Origin of the sequence: Nonomuraea maheshkhaliensis (genome assembly GCF_039529435.1) — a bacterium.
GTDB classification, from domain to species: Bacteria; Actinomycetota; Actinomycetes; order Streptosporangiales; family Streptosporangiaceae; genus Nonomuraea; species Nonomuraea maheshkhaliensis.
In genome coordinates, this window is sequence record NZ_BAAAMU010000130.1 from 1 (window position 1) to 18,978 (window position 18,978).

The following is an 18,978-nucleotide window of genomic DNA, read 5'->3' on the forward strand; positions in this document are numbered from 1 at the left end:
CTGGCGCTGATGAAGCGGGTCCCGAGGGGACGGGCGCTGAGGCGACGGCCGCCGGGACGGTGGCCGCCGGGACGGTGGCCGCTACGACGACCGGCGTTCAGGAAGCTTCGGCCGAGGGGACGCGTTCGTGACGGCCGTCGCCGCTCCCCCGGTGCCCGAGCAGCGGGCCGGCGGGCGGCTGGTGGCGGGTGCGTTCGGGGTGTGCGCGGTGGTCGCGGCCGTGGCGGCCAGTTCGTTCACCGCTCAGCAGGCCGTCCCCGGCATCCCCATGCCGGGCCCCGTCGTCTCGGTCGGGCTGCCGGTCGTGCGCGTGCTGCTCGACGTGGCCGCCGTGGCGCTGGTCGGGCTCAGCCTGCTGCCCAAGCTGCTCGGCTTCAGGAACCCGGAGCGCTCGGAGCCGGTCCTGCTCAGGGTGCGCCCGCTGGCCGTGATGGCCGCGTGGGCGTGGGCGATCTGCGCGCTGCTCACCATCGTCTTCCAGACCGCCGAGCTCAACCCCGGCGCCGTGCCCACGTTCGGGATGATCGCCGACTACGTGGGCAGCGTCGGCACCGGCCAGGGGCTGCTGTTCAGCGCGGCGTGCGCGCTGGCGGCGGCCGGCATCGGGCTGATGGCGGTGCGCTTCGGCGAGAAGGTGCCGGCCGAGCTGCGGGTGATCGTGGCGCTGTTCGGGCTGCTGCCGATCCCGGTCACCGGGCACGCGGTGAACTCGGTCTGGCACGACCCCATCATGATCTCGATGGAGATCCACGTCATGGGAGCGGCCGCGTGGACCGGCGGGCTGGCGGCCACGGCCGTCTTCCTGGCCCCGCACCGCGACCTGCTGGCCCTCGTGCTGCCGAAGTTCTCCAGGATGGCGACCGTCTGCCTGGCCCTGGTGGCGCTGTCCGGGCTGATCACGGGGCTGGGCACGATGGCGCTCACCCCCGGCGTGCGGTTGCCCGAGGCCATCGTGACCAGCCACTACGGACTGCTGGTCGTGGTCAAGGCGGCGCTGGTGGCGCTGCTGGTGCCGTTGGCCGCCCACATCCGCTTCCGGCTCATGCCCGCCATCCGCCAGGGCCGGGCCACCGCCCTGGTCGGGTGGGCGGCGGCCGAGGTGGGCGTGATGGGGCTGGCGTACGGGGTGGCGGTGGCGATCACCCGAGCCTCGGTCGCCTAGAGCCCGATCGCTCCAACCGGACCGCCGTTCAGGGGGTCGCGGGCGCGGTCACCGTGGTCGCCGGCGGGGGCGCCGGGACCCGCACGGTCCTGCCATGCCCGCGGGCGAACCACTCGATGGCCAGCCAGGCGACCAGCAGCCCGAGCCCGGCCCACCCGGCCGACGCCGTGACCAGCGGCGGCGAGCCCATCAGCCCCTCCTGGCCCTTGAGCGCGCCGTACACCGGACCCATGACCGCGTTCTGGACGATCAGCGCGCCGTACGCGCCCGCCGTGACGACGACCGTGCCGAGCACCGCCCGTACGGCGGGGATCCGGACCAGGAACGCGAGGTCCACCAGCAGCCCGCCCGCGACCAGGAAGAACGGCAGCGCCGACGGCGGGAAGCCGGTGTAGGTGAGCAGCGGCCAGACCAGCGTCCTGAACCCCACGTAGGCCCCGGCGACGAGGGTGGCGGAGCCGAACCTGCCGATCAGCAGCCTGGCCGCGACCAGCACCGACAACCCGGCGACCACGGCGTAGACCGGGTAGAGGTAGTCGGGCACGGGCAGCGTGAACCCGGTGACCATCGTCCGGTCCACCGGCCGCCCCATCTGGTCGGCGGCGAACTGGAGCAGGATCTTCTCGGCGTAGACGACGCTGTTGTCCCAGGCGCCGAGCGACAGGATGCCGTATTCCTGGTGCTGCTCGGGGAAGTGCACGTTCTCCAGGAAGAACGCGAAGAACGCGCCGAGCACGACCGTCCGCTCACGTCCCGGAGGCGCGCCCACGAACCAGCCCCGGATCACGCCGGCGATCATGAAGAACGTGCCGGCGTAGAGCATGATGTGGGACGGGCTCCACGAGGTGATGTCGAGCCCGTTGACGCGGTGGTTGATCAGGTCGAGCGGCACCGCGACGAGGAAGATCCCGGTGCCCCACTGGATCAGCCTGAGCGCGGCCTTGTCGGCGCCGTAACCGGTGTAGCCGTGGATGATGACGAGGGCGACGACCAGTGCCGTGCCGGCGGAGTTGAGCAGGTGGGGCGGGGCGAGGTCGTCACGCAGCCACTTGAAGTGCCACGAGACGTCCCAGGCCGAGCCGAGCACCTTGAGCGTGAACGCCACCAGCCACCCGTAGTAGAGCACCCTGAACAGGTCGTGCGGCGTCTCGCGGCCCGCCTCGCCGCGAGTCCAGTAGGGCAGGGCCCATGCGGCGGCCCTCTTGAACGATGCTGGAGACTTCACGGGACTGAATCTTACGGTCATCGGTCGCACTGGCCCACGATGAGTCGTTCGACCTGTTTCGCGATCTTCCCCGGAGGGTCATGACCTGGGGTACGACGCCCGCAGGGAGAACATGAGCGGCGTCCTGGGCTCCCCCGCCGGGCGCCGGAAGCCGTTCCCGTCGTCGACCAGCGCGCCGAAGCGGCGGAACAGGGTGTGGTCGTGCTCGTGCAGGAACTCCACCCGCAGCCCGGCCGCCGCGACAGCGCTGACGATCTCGCCGAGACCGTGCCGGAACTGCACGGTGGTCTGGTGCTCCAGGATCTCGGGGCCGGTGTAGGTGTGGGGATATTCCCAGACATGGGGGCCGCGGTCGAAGTAGTCCTCGGTGATCTTGGTGCCGCTCTCGTCGTCCAGGACGTCCACGAACGGGTGGAACTCGGCGATGTACAGGAACCCGCCCGGTTTGAGCAGGGCCTTGACCGTCCGCGCCCAGCGGGTGAGGTCGGGCAGCCAGACCAGGGCTCCGATGCCGGTGTAGACGATGTCGTACGTCTCGCCCAGCGCCCGCTCGGCGTCGTAGACGTCGGCGGTGACGAACCTGGCCGTAAGGCCGCACTCCGCGGCGATCTTCCTGGCCTGCCCGATGGCGGCCTCGGAGAAGTCGAGGCCGGTCACCTCGGCCCCCGCCCTGGCCCAGGAGAGGGTGTCGAGGCCGAAGTGGCACTGCAGGTGGATCAGGCTGCGGCCGGTGACCTCGCCCACCTCGTCGAGTTCGAAGGGACGCAGCGCGTTCCTGCCCGCCTTGAAGCCCTCGACGTCGTAGAAGGCGCTGCCGACGTGGACGGGGACGCGCGCGTTCCAGTTGGACCGGTTGACCTGCAGGTAGTCGTCCATGATCGTGATGCTAGCGGTCGCGGCGGCGCAGGCGTACCGGCAGGTGCTTGAGCCCGTTCTGGAAGTTCGAGGTGAGCCGGTGGGGCGGGCCGGCCGGCTCGACGTCCCAGGCGAGCAGTTCGCGCAGCACCGACCGGAACTGGGCGCGGGCCAGGTGCGCGCCCAGGCAGAAGTGCGGGCCGAAGCCGAAGCTGACGTGGTCGTTCGGCGTGCGGGCGACGTCGAACCGGTCGGGATCGGGAAAGACGGACGGGTCGCGGTTGGCGGAGGCGTGGTAGACGACCACCTTGTCGCCCGCCCGGATCGGCTGTCCTGCGAGGGTGAGGTCGCGGGTCGCGGTCCGCCTGAAGTGCATGACCGGCGGCCAGAAGCGCAGCATCTCCTCCACGGCCGAGTCGAGCAGGGAGGGGTCGGCGCGCAGGCGGGCCAGCTCGGCGGGGTGCTGGAGCAGCGTGAGCAGGCCGCCGGGGATGCCGTTGCGCAGGGTCTCGTTCCCGGCGACGGCGAAGAGGAAGAACATGTTCTCGAACTCGGCCTCGGTCAGGCCGCCCTTCGGCCCGCCCTTCGGCCCACCTTTCAGCATCGCCGACATGACCGACTCGCCGTCCAGGGGATTCTCGGCCAGGGCGTGCGCGTAGGCGAACATGTCGGTGAGCGCCGCCCTGGAACGCGGGTTGACCCCGGGACGCGGCTCCGGCCTGGCCGCGACGGCGAGCCGGCCCATCGGGGTGAGCGCCTCGGCGTCGGCCGTGGACAGGCCCGCGTAGTCGTCGTCCTGGTAGCCGATCACCCGCGAGGCCCAGTCGTACAGCAGCCGCCTGTCCCGCGCCGGAACCCCCATGACGTGCGCCAGCGTCCACACCGGCAGGTCGGCGGCCACCTCCACGAAGTCGCACTCCCCCGCCTCGAACAGCGCCGCCGCCCGCGCCGCGATCGCCTGCTCCAGGGCGCGCACGGCCCTCGGGGTGAACGCCGCCGCCACGATCCGGCGCAGCCTGGAGTGGTCGGGCGGATCCATGTTCAGCATCTGCGCCTGGACGAAGCGCAGGTCGGCCGGGGTGTCGGGGTCGCGGATCTGGGTGGCGCCGAGGTGGGAGGAGAAGTCCTCGGGGTGGCGCAGCACGTGTTTGACGTCGGCGTGCCGGAACACCGCCCAGTAGCCGGGCCCCTCACGCCAGGGGCCCAGGGCGGGCTCGGGGATCCAGCAGACGGGAGATTCCTCCCTGAGTGCGGCGAACAGGTCGTACGGGACCGCCGTCTCGTACGTTGACGGCTGGAACACCTCGACCACCGACCGCCGCACCGACCCCATCCCTCCACAATGCGCCCAGGCCGACCGCCCCGGCAACTCGCCGCACGCGTAACGTCCGCGCGCCCGGTGGGGATGACGGTCACGTGACTCCGGAAAACGCAGAGGCGATTCTGACCCAGTACTTCGCCCCCTGGATCCAGCGGCTCGGACTGCGCGTGGAGGAGGTGGGAGAGCGGCACGCCGTCGTACGGCTGCCGTGGTCGGACGACCTGGCCAGGGAGGGCGGCGGGCTGAGCGGGCAGGCGATGATGGCGGCGGCCGACACGGCGACGGTCATCGCCATCTCCTCGGCGCGGGGCGGGTTCGTGCCGATGACCACGGTCCAGCAGTCCACGATGTTCCAGCGGCCGGTGGTGGGCAAGGACGTGCTGCTCGACGTCCGGATCACGAAGCTGGGCCGCACGCTGGCCTTCACCGAGATCACCCTCACGGCCGAGGGCGGCGGCGAGGTCGTGGCGCAGGCGAGCACCGTCTACGCGCTCCTGGGCTGAAGACGGGGTAGGCGGCGCCCTTACGTCCGAGGTAATCGCGGTGCCGCGAGAACGGGAGGAGACTGCCACGGCACCCAAACATTGAGGACAGATCATGACGACTCGTGACACCGTTCAGGAACTGCTGCGCCGGATCGGTGAAGGAGACGCCGAGCGCGTCGCCGGCCTGTTCGCCGAGCGCTGCGACTGGAAGTTCAGCTGGCCGGCCGAAGGACACCCGTCGGTGCCGTGGATCAGGCCGCGGTCGAGCCGCGACGACGCCGCCGAGCACTTCCGCACGCTGGCCGCGCACCACGTGCCCGAGCTGAACGCCACGTCGGTGGCGCGCGTCCTGGTGGATGGGGACGACGCCGTCGTGCTCGGCGACATCGTCCAGACGGCCGAGGGCACCGGGGAGACGTACACGTCGCCGTTCGCCCTGCACCTCACGGTCGAGGACGGGCACATCACCCGCTACCACATCTACGAGGACAGCCTGACCGTGGCCATGGCGCACTCCGGCCGGCGACGCGCTTCATGATCGTCGTCTCAGGGATCTCTCAGGTGCGGAAAGTAGGCTCACCGCATGAAGCGTGTGGCCGCTTTGACAGCGGCGCTCGCCCTCATCGGGGTGACGACGTGGCTCGTGTGGCCGTCGGCTCCCGAGGTGCGGGGCCAGGACCAGAGAATCACCGTCGTCGACGGACCAGCCGGCGACGAGCGGGTCGAGCTCGATACGACCTTCTTCGCGCCGACCGGCGGCGGGAAGGCGCCGGCCGTGCTGCTCGCGCACGGGTTCGGCGGCAGCAAGCAGAGCATGCGGGACCAGGCGGTACGGCTCGCCCAGCAGGGCTACGCCGTCATGACGTGGTCGGCGCGCGGGTTCGGCCGTTCGGGCGGCCAGATCGCGCTCAACTCGCCCGACTACGAGGTCAAGGACGTCAAGCAGCTGATCGACTGGCTGGCCCGGCGTCCCGAGGTCCGGCTCGACGCCTCGGGTGACCCCCGCGTCGGCATCGCGGGCGGCTCGTACGGCGGCGCCATCGCGCTGATGACCGCCGCCTACGACCGGCGGGTGGACGCGATCGTCCCCCAGATCACCTGGTCCGACCTGGCCGACGCGCTCTTCCCCAACGCCGCCCAGCCGGCCCCGCCGTCCACCGCCGCCCGGTCGACCTCGGATCCCGCTGAGCTGCCGGACCCGGTGGGCGGGGTCTTCAAGCGCATGTGGGCCGGCATCTTCTTCGGCCAGGGCGTCTCGCTGGACCCCACGTCCCTGCTGGGCCGACGCGAGGCCGCACCGCCGCTGACGCCCGAGCAGGCTCGGTGCGGCCGGTTCCGGCCCGAGATCTGCGCGGTCTACCAGCAGGTCGCCGCGACCGGCCGGGCCACGCCCGAGGCCGTCGAGCTGCTGCGCAAGTCCAGCCCGATCACGGTGGCCGGGCAGATCAAGGCCCCGACGCTGCTCATCCAGGGCCAGCGCGACTCGCTGTTCCCGCTCGGCCATGCCGACGCCAACGCCAGAGCCATCGCCGCCGCCGGCACCCCGGTGAGCCTGGCCTGGTTCGACGGCGGGCACGACGGGGGCAACGGCGAGGCCGACTGGCTGTTCGACCAGTCGGCGGCCTGGTTCGCCCGCTATCTGAAGGGCGACGACTCGGCGCCGCGGGTGAGCGCGTTCACGGTGACGCGTGACGGCGGCCGCGACCCCGGCACCCGCCAGCGCATCAGGCTGCACCCGGAGGCGGGCGCGTACCCCGGCCTCGGGGGCACCGGCACCACCGACGTCGCGTTGAGCGGCCCCGCGCAGAACATCGTCAACCCGCCGGGCGGCGCCCCGGCGGCGATCTCCACCGTGCCGGGCATCGGCGGCCTGCTGGCCGGCCAGAACACCGGCGGCGTCTCGCTCGACATGCCGGGACAGTCCGCCGCGTTCGAGTCGGCGCCGCTCACCGCCCCGCTCCAGCTCACCGGCAGCCCCACCGTCAGGATCAAGGTGTCGGGCGAGGGCGAGGCCACGCTGTTCGTGAAGCTGTACGACGTGGCCGACAGCATCCAGCCGCCCGCCCTGCCGGCCGGCCTGGTCGCGCCGGTCCGGGTGAGCATCCCCGAGGGCGCCGGCAGCGCGGAGGCCACCGTCGCCCTGCCCGCCGTGGACCACAACTTCGCGGCCGGACACCGGCTGCGCCTGGTCGTGGCCACGACCGACATGGGGTTCGCGACCCCGGCCCAGCCGGCCGCGTACCAGGTGGCGCTGGCCTCCCCCACGCTCGCGGTCCCGACGGTCGGCACGCTGGCCGCCGCGCCGACCGGGATCGCGTGGTGGGTGTGGGCGATGCCGCTGGCCGCCGTGGCGGTCGCCGGCGTCCTGCTGGCCACGGGACGCACCCCGTCCCGCCGCCGTAAAGCCACCGCCACCGCCGCCACAGCCACAGCCACAGCCACAGCCACAGCGACTGGGACACCGGACGCGGAGAGCCGCGAGGCCGTCGCCGCCTCCAGCGGGGCGCTGGGCGGCGACGCGGACGTGCCGCTGGAGATCAGCGGGCTGACGAAGGCTTACCGCAACGGAGAGCTGGCCGTGGACGGCCTGTCGTTCCGGGTCGAGCGGGGCCAGGTGCTCGGGCTGCTCGGCCCGAACGGCGCCGGCAAGACGACGACGATGCGGATGATGATGGGCCTCATCCACCCGGACGCCGGCGAGATCCGCATCTTCGGCGAGCCGGTGGCCCCCGGCGCCCCCGTGCTGTCGCGGCTCGGGTCGTTCGTGGAGGGGCCCGGTTTCCTGCCGCACCTGTCGGGACGCGACAACATCGCCCTCTACTGGGCCGCCACCGGCCGGCCCGCCGCCGACGCGCACTTCGAGGAGGCGCTGGAGATCGCGGACCTGGGCAAGGCGCTCGACCGGGCCGTACGCACCTACTCCCAGGGCATGCGCCAGCGGCTGGCCATCGCCCAGGCCATGCTCGGCCTGCCCGACCTGCTCGTGCTGGACGAGCCCACGAACGGCCTCGACCCACCCCAGATCCGCGAGATGCGCGAGGTGCTCAAGCGCTACGCCCGCGACGGCCGTACCGTGATCGTCTCCAGCCACATGCTGGCCGAGGTGGAGCAAACCTGCAGCCACGTCGTGGTCATGCGGCGCGGACAGCTCGTCTCGACCGGCCCGGTGTCACAGCTGCTGGGAACGGCCACCACGGTCAACGGGCACGGGCCGCGCCTGGAAGACGTGTTCCTCGACCTCATCGGAGACAACGCATGACCACCGCGACCGGCTACGCGCCGAACCGCACGCTGCCGCTGCGGGTGGAGATCGTCAGGCAGTTCAAGCGCAGGCGGACGATCGTCGCGTTCGGGCTGCTGCTGGCGCTGCCGTGGATCCTCGTGATCGCGTTCCAGTTCGGGCCGCAGTCGAACGCGCAGGGCCAGTCGGCGCTGCGCATCTCCGACCTGGCCACCGAGAGCGGCCTGAACTTCGCCGCCTTCGCCCTGTCGGTGTCGGCCAGCTTCCTGCTGGTGGTGGCGGTCGCGCTGTTCTGCGGCGACACGGTCTCCAGCGAGGCCAACTGGTCGTCGCTGCGCTATCTGCTGGCGGCGCCGGTCCCGCGCGACCGGCTGCTGCGGGTGAAGCTGATCGTGGCGCTCGGCTACTCGGCCGCGGCGGTGATCTGCCTGCCGCTGATGGCGCTGCTCGCGGGGACGCTGGCGTTCGGCTGGGACGACATCCAGGTGCCCGGGACGGGTGAGACCATCCCGGCCTTCGACGTGCTGCCGCGCTTCGGCATCGTGATCGGGTACGCGCTGGTCAGCCAGCTCGTGGTGGCCGCCGTGGCCTTCCTCGTCTCGACCATGACCGATTCCCCGCTGGGCGCCGTGGGCGGGGCGGTCGGCCTGTGGATCGTGTGCACCATCCTCCAGGCCGTGGAGGCGCTGGGGGTGCTGCGCGAGTTCCTGCCCACGTTCTGGAACAACGCCTGGCTGGACGCCCTGGCGCCCGAGCTGGACTGGAGCGGCATGGCGAAGGGGGCCTCGATCTCGATCACGTACGCGGCGATCCTGATCGCGGTGGCGTTCCGGCGCTTCCGCCGCAAGGACGTGGTCAGCTAGAGCGCGTGAGCGGTCACCCGGCCCAGTCGAGGGCCCGGGTGACCGCCTTCTTCCAGCCCGCGTAGCCCTCCTCGCGCTGGTCCTCGCTCCACCTGGGCTCCCAGCGGCGGTCCTCGGCCCAGTGGGCGCGCAGCTCACCGGTGTCGGCCCAGTAGCCGAAGGCCAGGCCGGCGGCGTACGCGGCCCCGAGCGCGGTGGTCTCCGACACGGTCGGCCGGCTGACCGGCACGCCCAGGATGTCGGACTGGAGCTGCATGCACAGGTCGTTGGCCGTCACCCCGCCGTCCACCTTGAGCACGTCGAGCACCACCCCCGAGTCGCGCTGCATCGCCTCGACGACGTCGCGGCTCTGGTAGCAGATGGCCTCCAGCGCGGCCCTGGCGAGGTGGGCGTCGGTGTGGTAGCGCGACAGGCCGACGATGGCGCCGCGGGCGTCGGCGCGCCAGTACGGGGCGAACAGGCCGGAGAAGGCCGGCACGAAGTACATCCCGCCGTTGTCGTCCACCTGCCGCGCCAGCGTCTCGCTCTGGGCCGCCGAGGTGATGATGTGCAACTGGTCGCGCAGCCACTGGACGGCCGAGCCCGTCACCGCGATCGAGCCCTCCAGCGCGAAGATCGTGGGATCCGCGCCGAACTTGTAGGCCGGGGTGGTGAGCAGGCCGCTCTGCGAGCGCACCGGGTCGGGGCCGGTGTTGAGCAGCAGGAAGTTGCCGGTGCCGTAGGTGTTCTTGGCCTCGCCCGGCGCGAAGCAGACCTGGCCGACGGTGGCGGCCTGCTGGTCGCCCAGGATGGCGGTGATCGGCACCTCGCCGGCCATGGGCCCCTGCCTGACCGTGGCGCCGTAACCGGTCGGGTCGGCGGACGGGCGGATCTCGGGCAGCATCGCGCGCGGGATGCCGAAGAACGACAGCAGCTCGTCGTCCCAGTCGAGGGTGGTCAGGTCCATCAGCATGGTGCGGCTGGCGTTGGTCACGTCGGTGATGTGCACGCCGCCGTTGACGCCGCCGGTGAGGTTCCACAGGGTCCAGGTGTCGGTGGTGCCGAAGATCGCATCACCGCGCTCGGCGTCCGCGCGGACGCCGTCGACGTTCTCCAGGATCCACTGGATCTTGCCGCCGGAGAAGTACGCCTCGGGCCGCAGCCCCGTGCGGTCGCGGATGACCTGGCCACGGCCGTCGCGTTCGAGCTCCGCGGCGATCCGGTCGGTGCGGGTGTCCTGCCAGACGATCGCGTTGTAGTAGGGGCGCCCGGTGCGGGCGTTCCACACGACCGTGGTCTCGCGCTGGTTGGTGAGCCCGAGGGTCACGAGGTCGCCGTCGTGCAGCCCGGCCCGCTGCATCGTGCTCTGGATCACGGCGGCGGTCCTGGTCCAGATCTCGATCGGGTTGTGCTCGACCCAGCCGGATTTGGGCAGGATCTGCTCGTGTTCGAGCTGGTACTTGGCCACCTCGGCACCATCGTGATCGAAGATCATGAAGCGGGTGCTGGTGGTCCCCTGGTCGACGGCGCCCACGAACTCGGGCATGCGGTTCTCCCCCGGTCTGTCCTCAGTCGGACGGCTTCACGGTGTCGCGGTCCTCGCCCTGGGGGAGAAAGCGGGCGATGCACGCCTGATACAGGCCGGCCCCGATGACGCCGCCGATCAGCGGGCCGACGATCGGAACCCAGAAGTAGAGGTCGCCGTACTGGTCGCGCCACGCGCCGCCGTAGCCGGTGAGGAAGCTGGCCAGGCGCGGCCCGAAGTCGCGGGCCGGGTTGATGGCGTATCCGGCGTCGGCGCCGAAGGACATGCCGATCCCGACGATGAGCAGCCCGATCACGAACGGCCCCATGTTCGCGCCCGGCGCCATGTTGGCCGTGTCGGACAGGGCGAAGATGACGAAGAGCAGGATCGCGGTGCCGATGATCTGGTCGCGCAGCCCGCCCCACAGGCCCACGGGCAGGGTGCCGTTGCCGGGCAGGGTGGAGAAGACGATCTGGGTCTTGATCGTGTGCCCGGGGTCGAACATGGTCAGGATTTCGGTGTAGTTCCAGCGCACGATGAGGGCGGCGAGGAAGGCCCCCGCGGTCTGCGCGACCACGTACGGGAGCACCTTGGGCCACGGGAAGCCGCGGAACAGCGCGAACCCGAGCGTCACGGCGGGGTTGAGGTGCGCGCCCGTCGTGCGTCCGGCCACGTAGACGCCCAGCATGACACCGATGCCCCACGCCCACGCGATGCTGTCGTGGTCGCCGAGCCCGCCCGCGACCACCTGCGCGACCACCCCCGCGCCGAACAGGATGAGAACCGCGGTCCCCGCGAACTCCGCGATGAGCTCGCCCCTGTGCCCCATCCGGATGAGCCGTCCGGCCACCGGTCACCTCCCTCGCACCGCTGTGTGCCATTCCCGATTACAGCGGATGCATACGGAAAGTACGTAACACGTTGCGGAAAGTAACGGCCAAGCGTCCCGGCGAGCGGCCCCGGCGTGAGCCGCCTCAGATCGTGCGGGAGAAGGTGATCGCGTCCTTGTCAGGCCCGTTGTAGCCGGGCACCGGGCCGGCGACGTCGAAGCCCATGCGCCGGTGGAAGGCGATCGAGGCCGTGTTGACCGGCGAGGTGATCGCCTTGACGACGTGGCGGCCGTGCTCGCGGGCCAGACCGAAGAAACGTTCGTACATGACGCGGGCCAGCCCGCTCTTGCGCGCGCCCGGCGCGACGCCGACGAAGTGGATGTAGGCCTCGTCGGGCAGGGACGGGGACGGGAAGCCGACGAGGAAGCCCGCCAGCGCGCCGGCTTCCTCGGCGATCAGGGAGGTGCGGTGGAAGTGGTCGAGGAACATCCTGGGCAGGGACGGCAGGATCGGCCGGCCCCACCAGCCGTCGACCACGGCGGCGATGGCGTCGTAGTCGCCGGGCACGGCCGGCCGCAGCGGAGGAGTCATGCCGGGTCAGCCCCAGTGGGGCGGCCGGTTGTCCAGGTAGAAGGCGTCGGTGTCGCGCTCGCGCCAGTCGCCCCACGCGAGGTCGGTGTCGTCGGCCGTCTGCTCAGGTAGGAAATCTTCCACGCCGAACATACTACTCGGCTGTACAAACCCATACCTAGCGTGTCCGCAGGTCCAAGGACATGCGGCGATCGCGGCGGTACGATGCCAGTGCAGGTGTCGCCGATCCCCCCGTGAGGCTGCGCATGGCCACCCCGACAGGCTGGCGGCGAGAAGGCAATCTGCCGGCGGAGCTGACCAGCTTCGTGGGCCGGACCCGCCTCCTCGCCAACCTCAAACGGCACCTCGGCGAATCCCGCCTGGTGACCGTCACCGGCATCGGCGGTGTGGGCAAGTCCCGTACTGTGCTGCGGCTGGCCCATCAGGTGCGCCCTCACTACCCCGACGGCGTCTGGTTCGCCGACCTGGCCCGGCTGCAGGACGCGGGCATGGTCAGGCACACCATCGCCTCCGCGCTCGGCATCGCCGACCAGTCCTCGCGCGAGGCGTCGGAGTCGCTGTCGGAGTGGGTGGGCGAGCGCGACATGCTGCTCATCATCGACACCTGCGAGCACCTGGTGCAGGGCTGCGCCGAGCTGATCCACGAGCTGCTGGAGGCCGCGCCCAACCTGAAGGTGCTGGCCACCAGCCGCCAGTCGCTGCACCTGCCCTACGAGCACGTCGTCCCGGTGCCGCCGCTGCAGGTGCCCGGCGACGATCCGGCCGAGAGCCTGTTCACCAACGAGTCGGTGCAGCTCTTCGCGGCCAGGGCCGGGGCGAGCATGCCCGACTTCGTACTCGACGAGGACAACATCGCCCCGGTGGCCGAGCTGTGCCGCCGCCTCGACGGCATCCCGCTGGCGATCGAGCTGGCCGCGGTGCGGCTGCGGGCGCTGTCGGTCGAGCAGATCCTCGGGCTGCTGGCCGACCGGTTCAGCCTGCTGGCCGGCGCCAGCCGGACGGCGCTGCCCCGGCACCAGACACTGCGCGCGGCCATCGGCTGGAGCCACGAGCTGTGCGAGCCGGCCGAGCGGCTGCTCTGGGCGCGGCTGTCGGTGTTCGCCGGCGACTTCGAGCTCGACGCGGCCCGCTTCGTCTGCTCCGACGGGCGGCTGCCGTCCGAAGACATCACCGACCTGGTGACAGGGCTGGTGGAGAAGTCGATCCTGCTGATCAGGAGCAACCACGCGGGCGTACGCTACAAGCTGATCGACACCCTGGCCGAATACGGCGAGGAGTGGCTGGAGAAGCTGGGCCAGAAGGAGCGGATGCGCCAGCGGCATCTGGAGTACTACCTGAGCCTGGCCCAGCGCAGCGAGGACGCCTGGTCGGGGCCGCGGCAGATCTACTGGTTCGTCCGCATGCGCCAGGAGCACGACAACGTCCGCGTCGCGCTCGAACACGCGCTGCGCTCGTCGGCCAAGTCCCAGCTCGCGCTGACCCTGCTGTCGTCGCTGTGGTTCATGTGGGTGTGCTGCGGGTTCGCCCGCGAGGGCCGTCTCTACCTGGAGCGGGCCCTGGAGGCCAACCCCACCGTGAGCAAGGAACGGTGCAAGGCCCTCTGGGTGCTGTCCTACGTCAAGAGCGCCCAGGGCGACAGCGCGGGAGCGCTGCAGGCGGCCGAGAAGTGCAGCACCGAGGCGGTGCGGGTGGGCGACTCCCGCGCGGTGATCCTGGCCTCCAAGATGCAGGGCACGGCGGCGCTGCTCCAGGGCGACCTGCAGAAGGCCAGCGCGCTGCTGGGCGTGGCGATCGAGTTCAACACCGACAACAAGGAGCTCAACCCGGGCCTGCTGCCCGCCATCGTCGAGCTGTCGATCGTGCTGACCACGCAGGGCGAGCTCTACGAGGCCGAGTCGCTGCTGCAGGACTGCCTTCAGGTGTGCAAGGAGCGCGGCGAGCTGTGGGTCAGCTCCCACGCGCAGTGGGCGCTGGCCAGCACCAGGCTCGCCACCGGCCGCACCGGCGAGGCGCTGCAGAACGTCAGGGAGGCGCTGCGGATCAAGCGCCACTTCCACGACACGCTCGGCACCCTGATGGCGCTGGAGACCGCGGCGCGCATCTTCGCCGCTGCCGCGCAGCCGCCGGTGGCAGCCAAGCTGCTCGGGGCGTTGCAGCAGAACTGGCGGACGGCCGGCCTGCCGCAGCTCGGCGCGCCGTGGATGACCGACGACCACGACCGGTGCGTACGCGAGTGCAAGCAGGCCATGGGCGAGCTGGCCTACAAGAACGCGTTCGAGGAGGGCGCCAGGCTCGATCTCGATGAGGCGTCCGGGCTCGCGCTGGAGGATCCGGACGCCCCCGAAGAGAGCTCTGACGGGACCTAGACGGCCTGCGGCCAGCGGGTGCCGTCAGGCCAGGCGTGCACGTAACGGGCACTGCCGAGCGAGAACTCGATGTGGCCGCGCACCCAGTGTTCAAGGCCGCGGACATACTTGCGGACCGGCAGCGGAGCCCACTGCTCCAGCGCGGCACGCCGGTGGACGAACGCCGCGATGGCGTCGTTGTGCATCTGCGCGACCTCGCGCAGCGCGTCCTGCAGTGTGAGGGACTTGTGCGTGGCCAGCACGGTCACGAGGTTGTGCCTGGCCTTGTCGTTGCCGCGTTCCTTGGCGTACGACAGGAGGTCGTTGTCCCAGCCGATGAGGTCGCACGCCAGGTCGGAGAGCGTGCGCACGTCAGGGTGGTGCCATTCCTCGGCTTCCAGCCGGTAACCGCCACCGGCGTCGATGAGGGCGAAGCAGGTGTAGGTGGCCCCCGTGATGCGGCGCATCAGGACGTAGTCCTCGGGGGTGGGGATGAGGTCGACCTCGCGGTTGGCCGCCTCCCAGATCTGGGCGAACAGGTACTCCTTCACCGTGATCCGCCACCGGTCCACCTGTGCGGGGGTGGCGGCTTCGGTGATGCGGCGGAGGAGCTCGTTGAGTGCGAGGCCGAAGGGGTCGCCGGCGTCCGGCTCGCGCCGCCGGTCGAGGATTTCGAGCAGCGGCGGAAGGGCCCGCGCCAGCGCGGAGGCGCGGTGCCCCATCAGTTCGCCTTCGCAGAAGGCGTCGTCGAAGGCGAAGAGCCAGTTGTACCAGTCGTTGATCAGCCTGAGGCTTTCGCGCGGCACGGTGGGGTTGGTACGTGCCGCGAGCAGACCGATCTGTGAGCGCCGGAAGTGATCGATGGTGTCGGCGCCGTTCAGCATTCGTGAGGCGGCCAGCCATGCGTGGCTCTCCGCGTCGACCTCCGAGGCATGCACGTTGATCTCGTTCGGGAACGGACATGGCAGCGGAGGGATGTGGAGCGGTCGCCTACTGAAGGAGTGCGCAGAAGTAGCCACGTCTCCCAGCATGACTAGAGAGTGTTTGAAAGGCCACACTCAGCAACTTCGGGCCCTTTAGTGCTTATTTCATACTATGAATCGCTTTGCGAGAACCATTGGATAAACTGGTCATTCGCGAACATCAGCGCCGTCTCTCGCGCGGACGGCCGCCCGGCGTCGGGATCGGCTCCCCCGTCCAGCAACGCCCTGACCACAGCCGATTCCTTCTTGAACACGGCACCGGCGAGCGGCGTCTGCCCACGGTCGTTGGCCCGGTCGACGTCGGCGCCGCTTGTGACAAGCATGCGTACGGTCTCGGCGTGACCGTAATAAGCCGCCAGCATCAGCAAAGTGTCACCTTTGTCGTTGGCCAGGTTGACCGGCAGCCCGGCAGCCACATACGCGCGCAGCGCCTCGGTGTCGCCCGCCCTGGCCAGGCCGAACATCCTGGTGGCGAACTCCACCAGCTCCGGGTCCTCGTCCATGCATCCCTTTTTCCCTCGATAGGGTGCCGTGCACGGAATCGTTCCGGCGCGCCGTAGGTTCTGGTGAAGAGTACCTAGGGAAAGGCTGTCCAACCGTGTTCGACCCGAAGGATCTCTACAAGCTCGCAGACGATGCGCCCGAGCTGACCGATCCGGTGTTGCTGTACCACTTCGACGGCTTCGTCGACGCGGGCGGTGCCGGACGCCTCGCGCTCGGCCACCTGCTGGCCGAGCTGGAGCACCGGGTCGTGGCGACGTTCGACGTGGACCGGTTGCTCGACTACCGGTCGCGGCGGCCCATCATGACGTTCGACACCGACCGGTGGGTGGAGTGCGAGAACCCCGAATTGGCCGTCCATGTGGCCGAGGACTCGACGGGGACCCCGTTCCTGGTGATGAGCGGGCCCGAGCCCGACCGGGAGTGGGAGCTGTTCACCAAGGCCGTGCGGGCGCTGGTCCAGCAGCTCAAGGTGAGCAAGATGGTGACGTTGCACGGCATCCCCATGGCGGTCCCGCACACCCGGCCGCTCGGCCTCACCATGCACGCCAGCAGGCCCGAGCTGATCAACGCGCAGACCAGCGCGTTCGGCCGGGTGCAGGTGCCCGGCAGCGTCGCCGCGCTGCTGGAGCTGCGGCTCGGCGCGCAGGGCCACGACGCGGTGGGCTACGCGGTGCACGTGCCGCACTACCTGTCGCAGGCCGAATACCCGACCGCCGCCGTGACGGCCCTGGAGGCCGTGACCCGAGGCACCGGGCTGGTCTTCCCCATGGACGCCCTGCGTGACGCCGCCCGGCGCACCACGACGGAGATCGAGGAGCAGATCCGCGCCTCGGCCGAGTTGTCCACCGCCATCTCGGGACTGGAGCAGCAGTACGACGCGTTCGCCGGCGGGGCGGAACGCGAGAACCTGATGGCCGAGACGACGCCCATGCCCACGGGCGACGAACTGGCCGCCCAGTTCGAACGTTTCCTGGCCGAGCGCGACGACGAGTGACCGGAGGCCCTCCGCTCGGCTGAGCGACCTGAGGGCCTCCCCTCGGCCGAGCGGCCGGAAACCCCTCCGCTCGGTGCGGGATAGCCTGGCCCGATGAGCGAGATCCGCGTCGGGCTGGTCGGCTACGGCACCGCCGGGGCGTACTTCCACGCCCCTCTCATCCACGCCACCCCCGGCCTGTCCCTGGCGGCCGTGGTGACCGGAGATCCCGATCGCCAGGCAGAGGTGACCGGCCGCTACGGCGCCGTGGCCGTCGCCGACGTACGGGACCTGTGGGAGCGGTGCGACCTCGTCGTCGTCGCCTCGCCCAACAGGACCCACGTGAGCACAGCCGCCGCGGCGCTCGGCCACGGCCTGCCCGTCGTCGTGGACAAGCCGCTGGCCGGCACCGCCGAGGAAGGCCGTGACCTGGTGCGGCTGGCCGAGGAGCGCGGGCTCATGCTGACCGTGTTCCACAACCGGCGCTGGGACGGCGACTTCCGCACCGTGCTGCGCCTGGCCGGCGAGGGCCGGCTGGGCGAGGTGCGCCGGTTCGAGTCGAGGTTCGAGCGCTGGCGCCCGGCGCCCAAGGGCGGCTGGCGCGAGACCGGCGCGCCCGAGGAGATCGGCGGCCTGCTCTACGACTTGGGCAGCCACCTCGTCGACCAGGCCGTACGGCTGCTCGGGCCGGTGCGCGAGGTCTACTGCGAGAGCGACGTCAGGCGGGAGGGGGTCACCTTCGACGACGACACGTTCATCGCCCTGACCCACGCCGGCGGGGCCCGCTCACATCTGTGGGCCAGTTCGGTGGCGGCGCGGCTCGGGCCGAGATTCCGGGTGCTCGGGTCGCGGACCGGTTTCGTGAAGTACGGGATGGACGTGCAGGAGGAACGGCTGCGGGCCGGGATCTCGCCCGGTTCGCCCGGTTTCGGGGACGACGAGGAGGAGCGCTGGGGCGTGCTCGGCACCGAGGAGGCCCAGGAGGTCGTGCGCACCGAGGCGGGGGCGTACCTGGACTTCTACCGGGGCGTGGCGGCGGCGCTGCGGGAGGGCGCGGCGCCGCCGGTGGATCCGCGCGAGGCGGTCGAGGTGCTGACCGTCATCGAGGCGGCCCGCCTGTCGGCCACGCGAAGGACCGTCGTGCACCTGGACTGACCGCGACCTTGGCCGACCTGCGCCGCCACGGGACCCGTCGTGACGGCCGGCCCCGGCACAGGCCCGGTGTCGCGGTCTAGTCGCGCAGGCGGGCGCGCATGGTCTCCGAGTCGGCGTCCGTCCAGCCGTGCCGGCCCAGCCACCCCAGCACCCCGCCGAACCGGTCGTCGAGCACGCCGAAGAACTGCTCGATGTTGCCGGCCTTGGGCAGGTGGTAGTCGGCGGGCCTGGCGTCCAGGTCGTCCCGGTACGTCGCGCTGCCGCGCAGCCGCTTCAGCACCCGCTCCAGCCGCTCCCCCGTGACCAGGTAGTCCTCGACGATCGCCGCCCTGGTCGCCCCGGCGATCTCCAGCGCCATCGCCGACAGCACGCCCGTCCGGTCCTTGCCGGCCGCGCAGTGCACCACGGAGGCCCCGTCGTTCAGCGCCATCGCCCGCAGCGCCGCCACCACGGCGTCGGGCCGGTCGCGCAGGTAGCCGTAGTAGAAGCCGGTGACGCGCAGCTCCTCGTCCAGCACCCGCTCGGCCCAGGGCAGCACCCGGTCGGCGTCGATGACGTCGGCGTCCACGTCGGTGTGCCGCCCGCCCTCGGCGAACAGCGTCAGGTGGTGGTGGCTGACCTCGGGCACCCTGGTCAGCGGTCCCGGCCCCTCCAGGCGTACCTCGGGGGTCGAGCGGAGGTCCACCACGTGCCGCAGGTTCAGCTCGCCCACCAGGAGGGACACGTCCGCCGGGGTGAGCCCTTGCAGGTTGTCGGAGCGGAAGATCCGCCCGTGACGGGTGCGGCCACCGTCACGAGTGGGCAATCCGCCCAGGTCACGCGCGTTGACCGCGCCTTCCAGGTCGATCCACCTCGTCATCTCGCTCATTATTGCGACCCTATATGTCCGCCAAATATGAGCGGATTCGAGGTTCATAACGCAGCATGAACGTATGGATCCA

17 protein-coding genes are annotated in these 18,978 nt (G+C 71.1%); 8 read left to right on the forward strand and 9 right to left on the reverse strand.

The window, feature by feature from the left end; genetic code table 11:
- The first annotated feature begins 127 nt into the window (after nt 1-127).
- On the forward strand, nt 128-1,162 hold the full coding sequence (locus tag ABFX54_RS46760) for a copper resistance D family protein (protein ID WP_346113538.1): 1,035 nt from the start codon (nt 128-130) through the stop codon (nt 1,160-1,162).
- 28 nt (nt 1,163-1,190) lie between these two features.
- On the opposite strand, the gene ABFX54_RS46765 is transcribed toward ABFX54_RS46760, so the two are convergent.
- From ABFX54_RS46765 to ABFX54_RS46775, 3 genes are all read right to left on the reverse strand, one after another.
- Nucleotides 1,191-2,387, reverse strand: coding sequence for a hypothetical protein (locus ABFX54_RS46765; RefSeq protein WP_346113539.1), 1,197 nt, complete (start codon nt 2,385-2,387; stop codon nt 1,191-1,193).
- Nucleotides 2,388-2,465: 78 nt separating this feature from the next.
- The gene (locus tag ABFX54_RS46770) at nt 2,466-3,263 is read right to left on the reverse strand and encodes a class I SAM-dependent methyltransferase (RefSeq protein ID WP_346113540.1); all 798 of its coding nucleotides are present in this window, start codon (nt 3,261-3,263) and stop codon (nt 2,466-2,468) included.
- Nucleotides 3,264-3,273: 10 nt separating this feature from the next.
- A complete protein-coding gene (locus tag ABFX54_RS46775) occupies nt 3,274-4,575 on the reverse strand; it encodes a cytochrome P450 (RefSeq protein WP_428834649.1) in 1,302 nt (433 codons plus the stop codon).
- Between the two features lie 83 nt (nt 4,576-4,658).
- On the opposite strand from ABFX54_RS46775, the gene ABFX54_RS46780 reads away from it, so the two are divergent.
- From ABFX54_RS46780 to ABFX54_RS46795, 4 genes are all read left to right on the forward strand, one after another.
- Nucleotides 4,659-5,066, forward strand: coding sequence for a PaaI family thioesterase (locus ABFX54_RS46780; protein WP_346113542.1), 408 nt, complete (start codon nt 4,659-4,661; stop codon nt 5,064-5,066).
- 94 nt (nt 5,067-5,160) lie between these two features.
- The gene (locus tag ABFX54_RS46785; protein ID WP_346113543.1) at nt 5,161-5,586 is read left to right on the forward strand and encodes a nuclear transport factor 2 family protein; all 426 of its coding nucleotides are present in this window, start codon (nt 5,161-5,163) and stop codon (nt 5,584-5,586) included.
- A gap of 45 nt (nt 5,587-5,631) precedes the next feature.
- Nucleotides 5,632-8,307 (forward strand): alpha/beta fold hydrolase, encoded by a 2,676-nt coding sequence (locus ABFX54_RS46790; RefSeq protein ID WP_346113544.1) that lies wholly within the window; start codon nt 5,632-5,634, stop codon nt 8,305-8,307.
- Nucleotides 8,304-9,152 (forward strand): ABC transporter permease, encoded by an 849-nt coding sequence (locus ABFX54_RS46795; RefSeq protein ID WP_346113545.1) that lies wholly within the window; start codon nt 8,304-8,306, stop codon nt 9,150-9,152. The genes ABFX54_RS46790 and ABFX54_RS46795 overlap by 4 nt, the downstream gene beginning before the upstream one ends.
- 13 nt (nt 9,153-9,165) lie before the next feature.
- Here the strand turns inward: ABFX54_RS46795 and glpK are convergent, their stop codons facing one another.
- The 3 genes from glpK to ABFX54_RS46810 all read right to left on the reverse strand — a co-directional run bounded on the left by glpK (nt 9,166) and on the right by ABFX54_RS46810 (nt 12,077).
- Nucleotides 9,166-10,677: a glycerol kinase GlpK gene (gene glpK / locus ABFX54_RS46800; protein WP_346113546.1), complete on the reverse strand. Its 1,512-nt coding sequence runs from the start codon at nt 10,675-10,677 to the stop codon at nt 9,166-9,168.
- Nucleotides 10,678-10,699: 22 nt separating this feature from the next.
- Nucleotides 10,700-11,506, reverse strand: coding sequence for an MIP/aquaporin family protein (locus ABFX54_RS46805; RefSeq protein WP_346113547.1), 807 nt, complete (start codon nt 11,504-11,506; stop codon nt 10,700-10,702).
- A gap of 124 nt (nt 11,507-11,630) precedes the next feature.
- The gene (locus ABFX54_RS46810; protein WP_346113548.1) at nt 11,631-12,077 is read right to left on the reverse strand and encodes a GNAT family N-acetyltransferase; all 447 of its coding nucleotides are present in this window, start codon (nt 12,075-12,077) and stop codon (nt 11,631-11,633) included.
- Between the two features lie 233 nt (nt 12,078-12,310).
- Here ABFX54_RS46810 and ABFX54_RS46815 point away from each other — a divergent pair, with 233 nt between their 5' ends.
- Nucleotides 12,311-14,443 (forward strand): ATP-binding protein, encoded by a 2,133-nt coding sequence (locus ABFX54_RS46815; protein ID WP_346113549.1) that lies wholly within the window; start codon nt 12,311-12,313, stop codon nt 14,441-14,443.
- Here the strand turns inward: ABFX54_RS46815 and ABFX54_RS46820 are convergent.
- Nucleotides 14,440-15,360: a terpene synthase family protein gene (locus ABFX54_RS46820; RefSeq protein ID WP_346113551.1), complete on the reverse strand. Its 921-nt coding sequence runs from the start codon at nt 15,358-15,360 to the stop codon at nt 14,440-14,442. The two genes, ABFX54_RS46815 and ABFX54_RS46820, sit on opposite strands and share 4 nt — an antisense overlap.
- 155 nt (nt 15,361-15,515) lie before the next feature.
- Nucleotides 15,516-15,908, reverse strand: a complete 393-nt coding sequence (locus tag ABFX54_RS46825; RefSeq protein ID WP_346113552.1) for an ankyrin repeat domain-containing protein — start codon at nt 15,906-15,908, stop codon at nt 15,516-15,518.
- A gap of 95 nt (nt 15,909-16,003) precedes the next feature.
- Between ABFX54_RS46825 and ABFX54_RS46830 the strand changes: the two genes are divergently transcribed.
- Complete coding sequence (locus ABFX54_RS46830; RefSeq protein ID WP_346113553.1) at nt 16,004-16,903, forward strand: proteasome assembly chaperone family protein; 900 nt, start codon at nt 16,004-16,006, stop codon at nt 16,901-16,903.
- Between the two features lie 93 nt (nt 16,904-16,996).
- Nucleotides 16,997-18,037, forward strand: coding sequence for a Gfo/Idh/MocA family oxidoreductase (locus ABFX54_RS46835; RefSeq protein ID WP_346113554.1), 1,041 nt, complete (start codon nt 16,997-16,999; stop codon nt 18,035-18,037).
- Nucleotides 18,038-18,113: 76 nt separating this feature from the next.
- On the opposite strand, the gene ABFX54_RS46840 is transcribed toward ABFX54_RS46835, so the two are convergent.
- Nucleotides 18,114-18,905 (reverse strand): tyrosine-protein phosphatase, encoded by a 792-nt coding sequence (locus ABFX54_RS46840; RefSeq protein WP_346113555.1) that lies wholly within the window; start codon nt 18,903-18,905, stop codon nt 18,114-18,116.
- Between the last annotated feature and the right edge of the window lie 73 nt (nt 18,906-18,978).

Coding starts and splice junctions, on each gene's coding strand:
- ABFX54_RS46770 (WP_346113540.1), bottom strand. CDS start 3,263: ATGGACGACTACCTGCAGGTCAACCGGTCCAACTGGAACGCGCGCGTC.
- ABFX54_RS46775 (WP_428834649.1), bottom strand. CDS start 4,575: ATGGGGTCGGTGCGGCGGTCGGTGGTCGAGGTGTTCCAGCCGTCAACG.
- ABFX54_RS46785 (WP_346113543.1), top strand. CDS start 5,161: ATGACGACTCGTGACACCGTTCAGGAACTGCTGCGCCGGATCGGTGAA.
- ABFX54_RS46790 (WP_346113544.1), top strand. CDS start 5,632: ATGAAGCGTGTGGCCGCTTTGACAGCGGCGCTCGCCCTCATCGGGGTG.
- ABFX54_RS46795 (WP_346113545.1), top strand. CDS start 8,304: ATGACCACCGCGACCGGCTACGCGCCGAACCGCACGCTGCCGCTGCGG.
- glpK (WP_346113546.1), bottom strand. CDS start 10,677: ATGCCCGAGTTCGTGGGCGCCGTCGACCAGGGGACCACCAGCACCCGC.
- ABFX54_RS46810 (WP_346113548.1), bottom strand. CDS start 12,077: ATGACTCCTCCGCTGCGGCCGGCCGTGCCCGGCGACTACGACGCCATC.
- ABFX54_RS46825 (WP_346113552.1), bottom strand. CDS start 15,908: ATGGACGAGGACCCGGAGCTGGTGGAGTTCGCCACCAGGATGTTCGGC.
- ABFX54_RS46835 (WP_346113554.1), top strand. CDS start 16,997: ATGAGCGAGATCCGCGTCGGGCTGGTCGGCTACGGCACCGCCGGGGCG.
- ABFX54_RS46840 (WP_346113555.1), bottom strand. CDS start 18,905: ATGAGCGAGATGACGAGGTGGATCGACCTGGAAGGCGCGGTCAACGCG.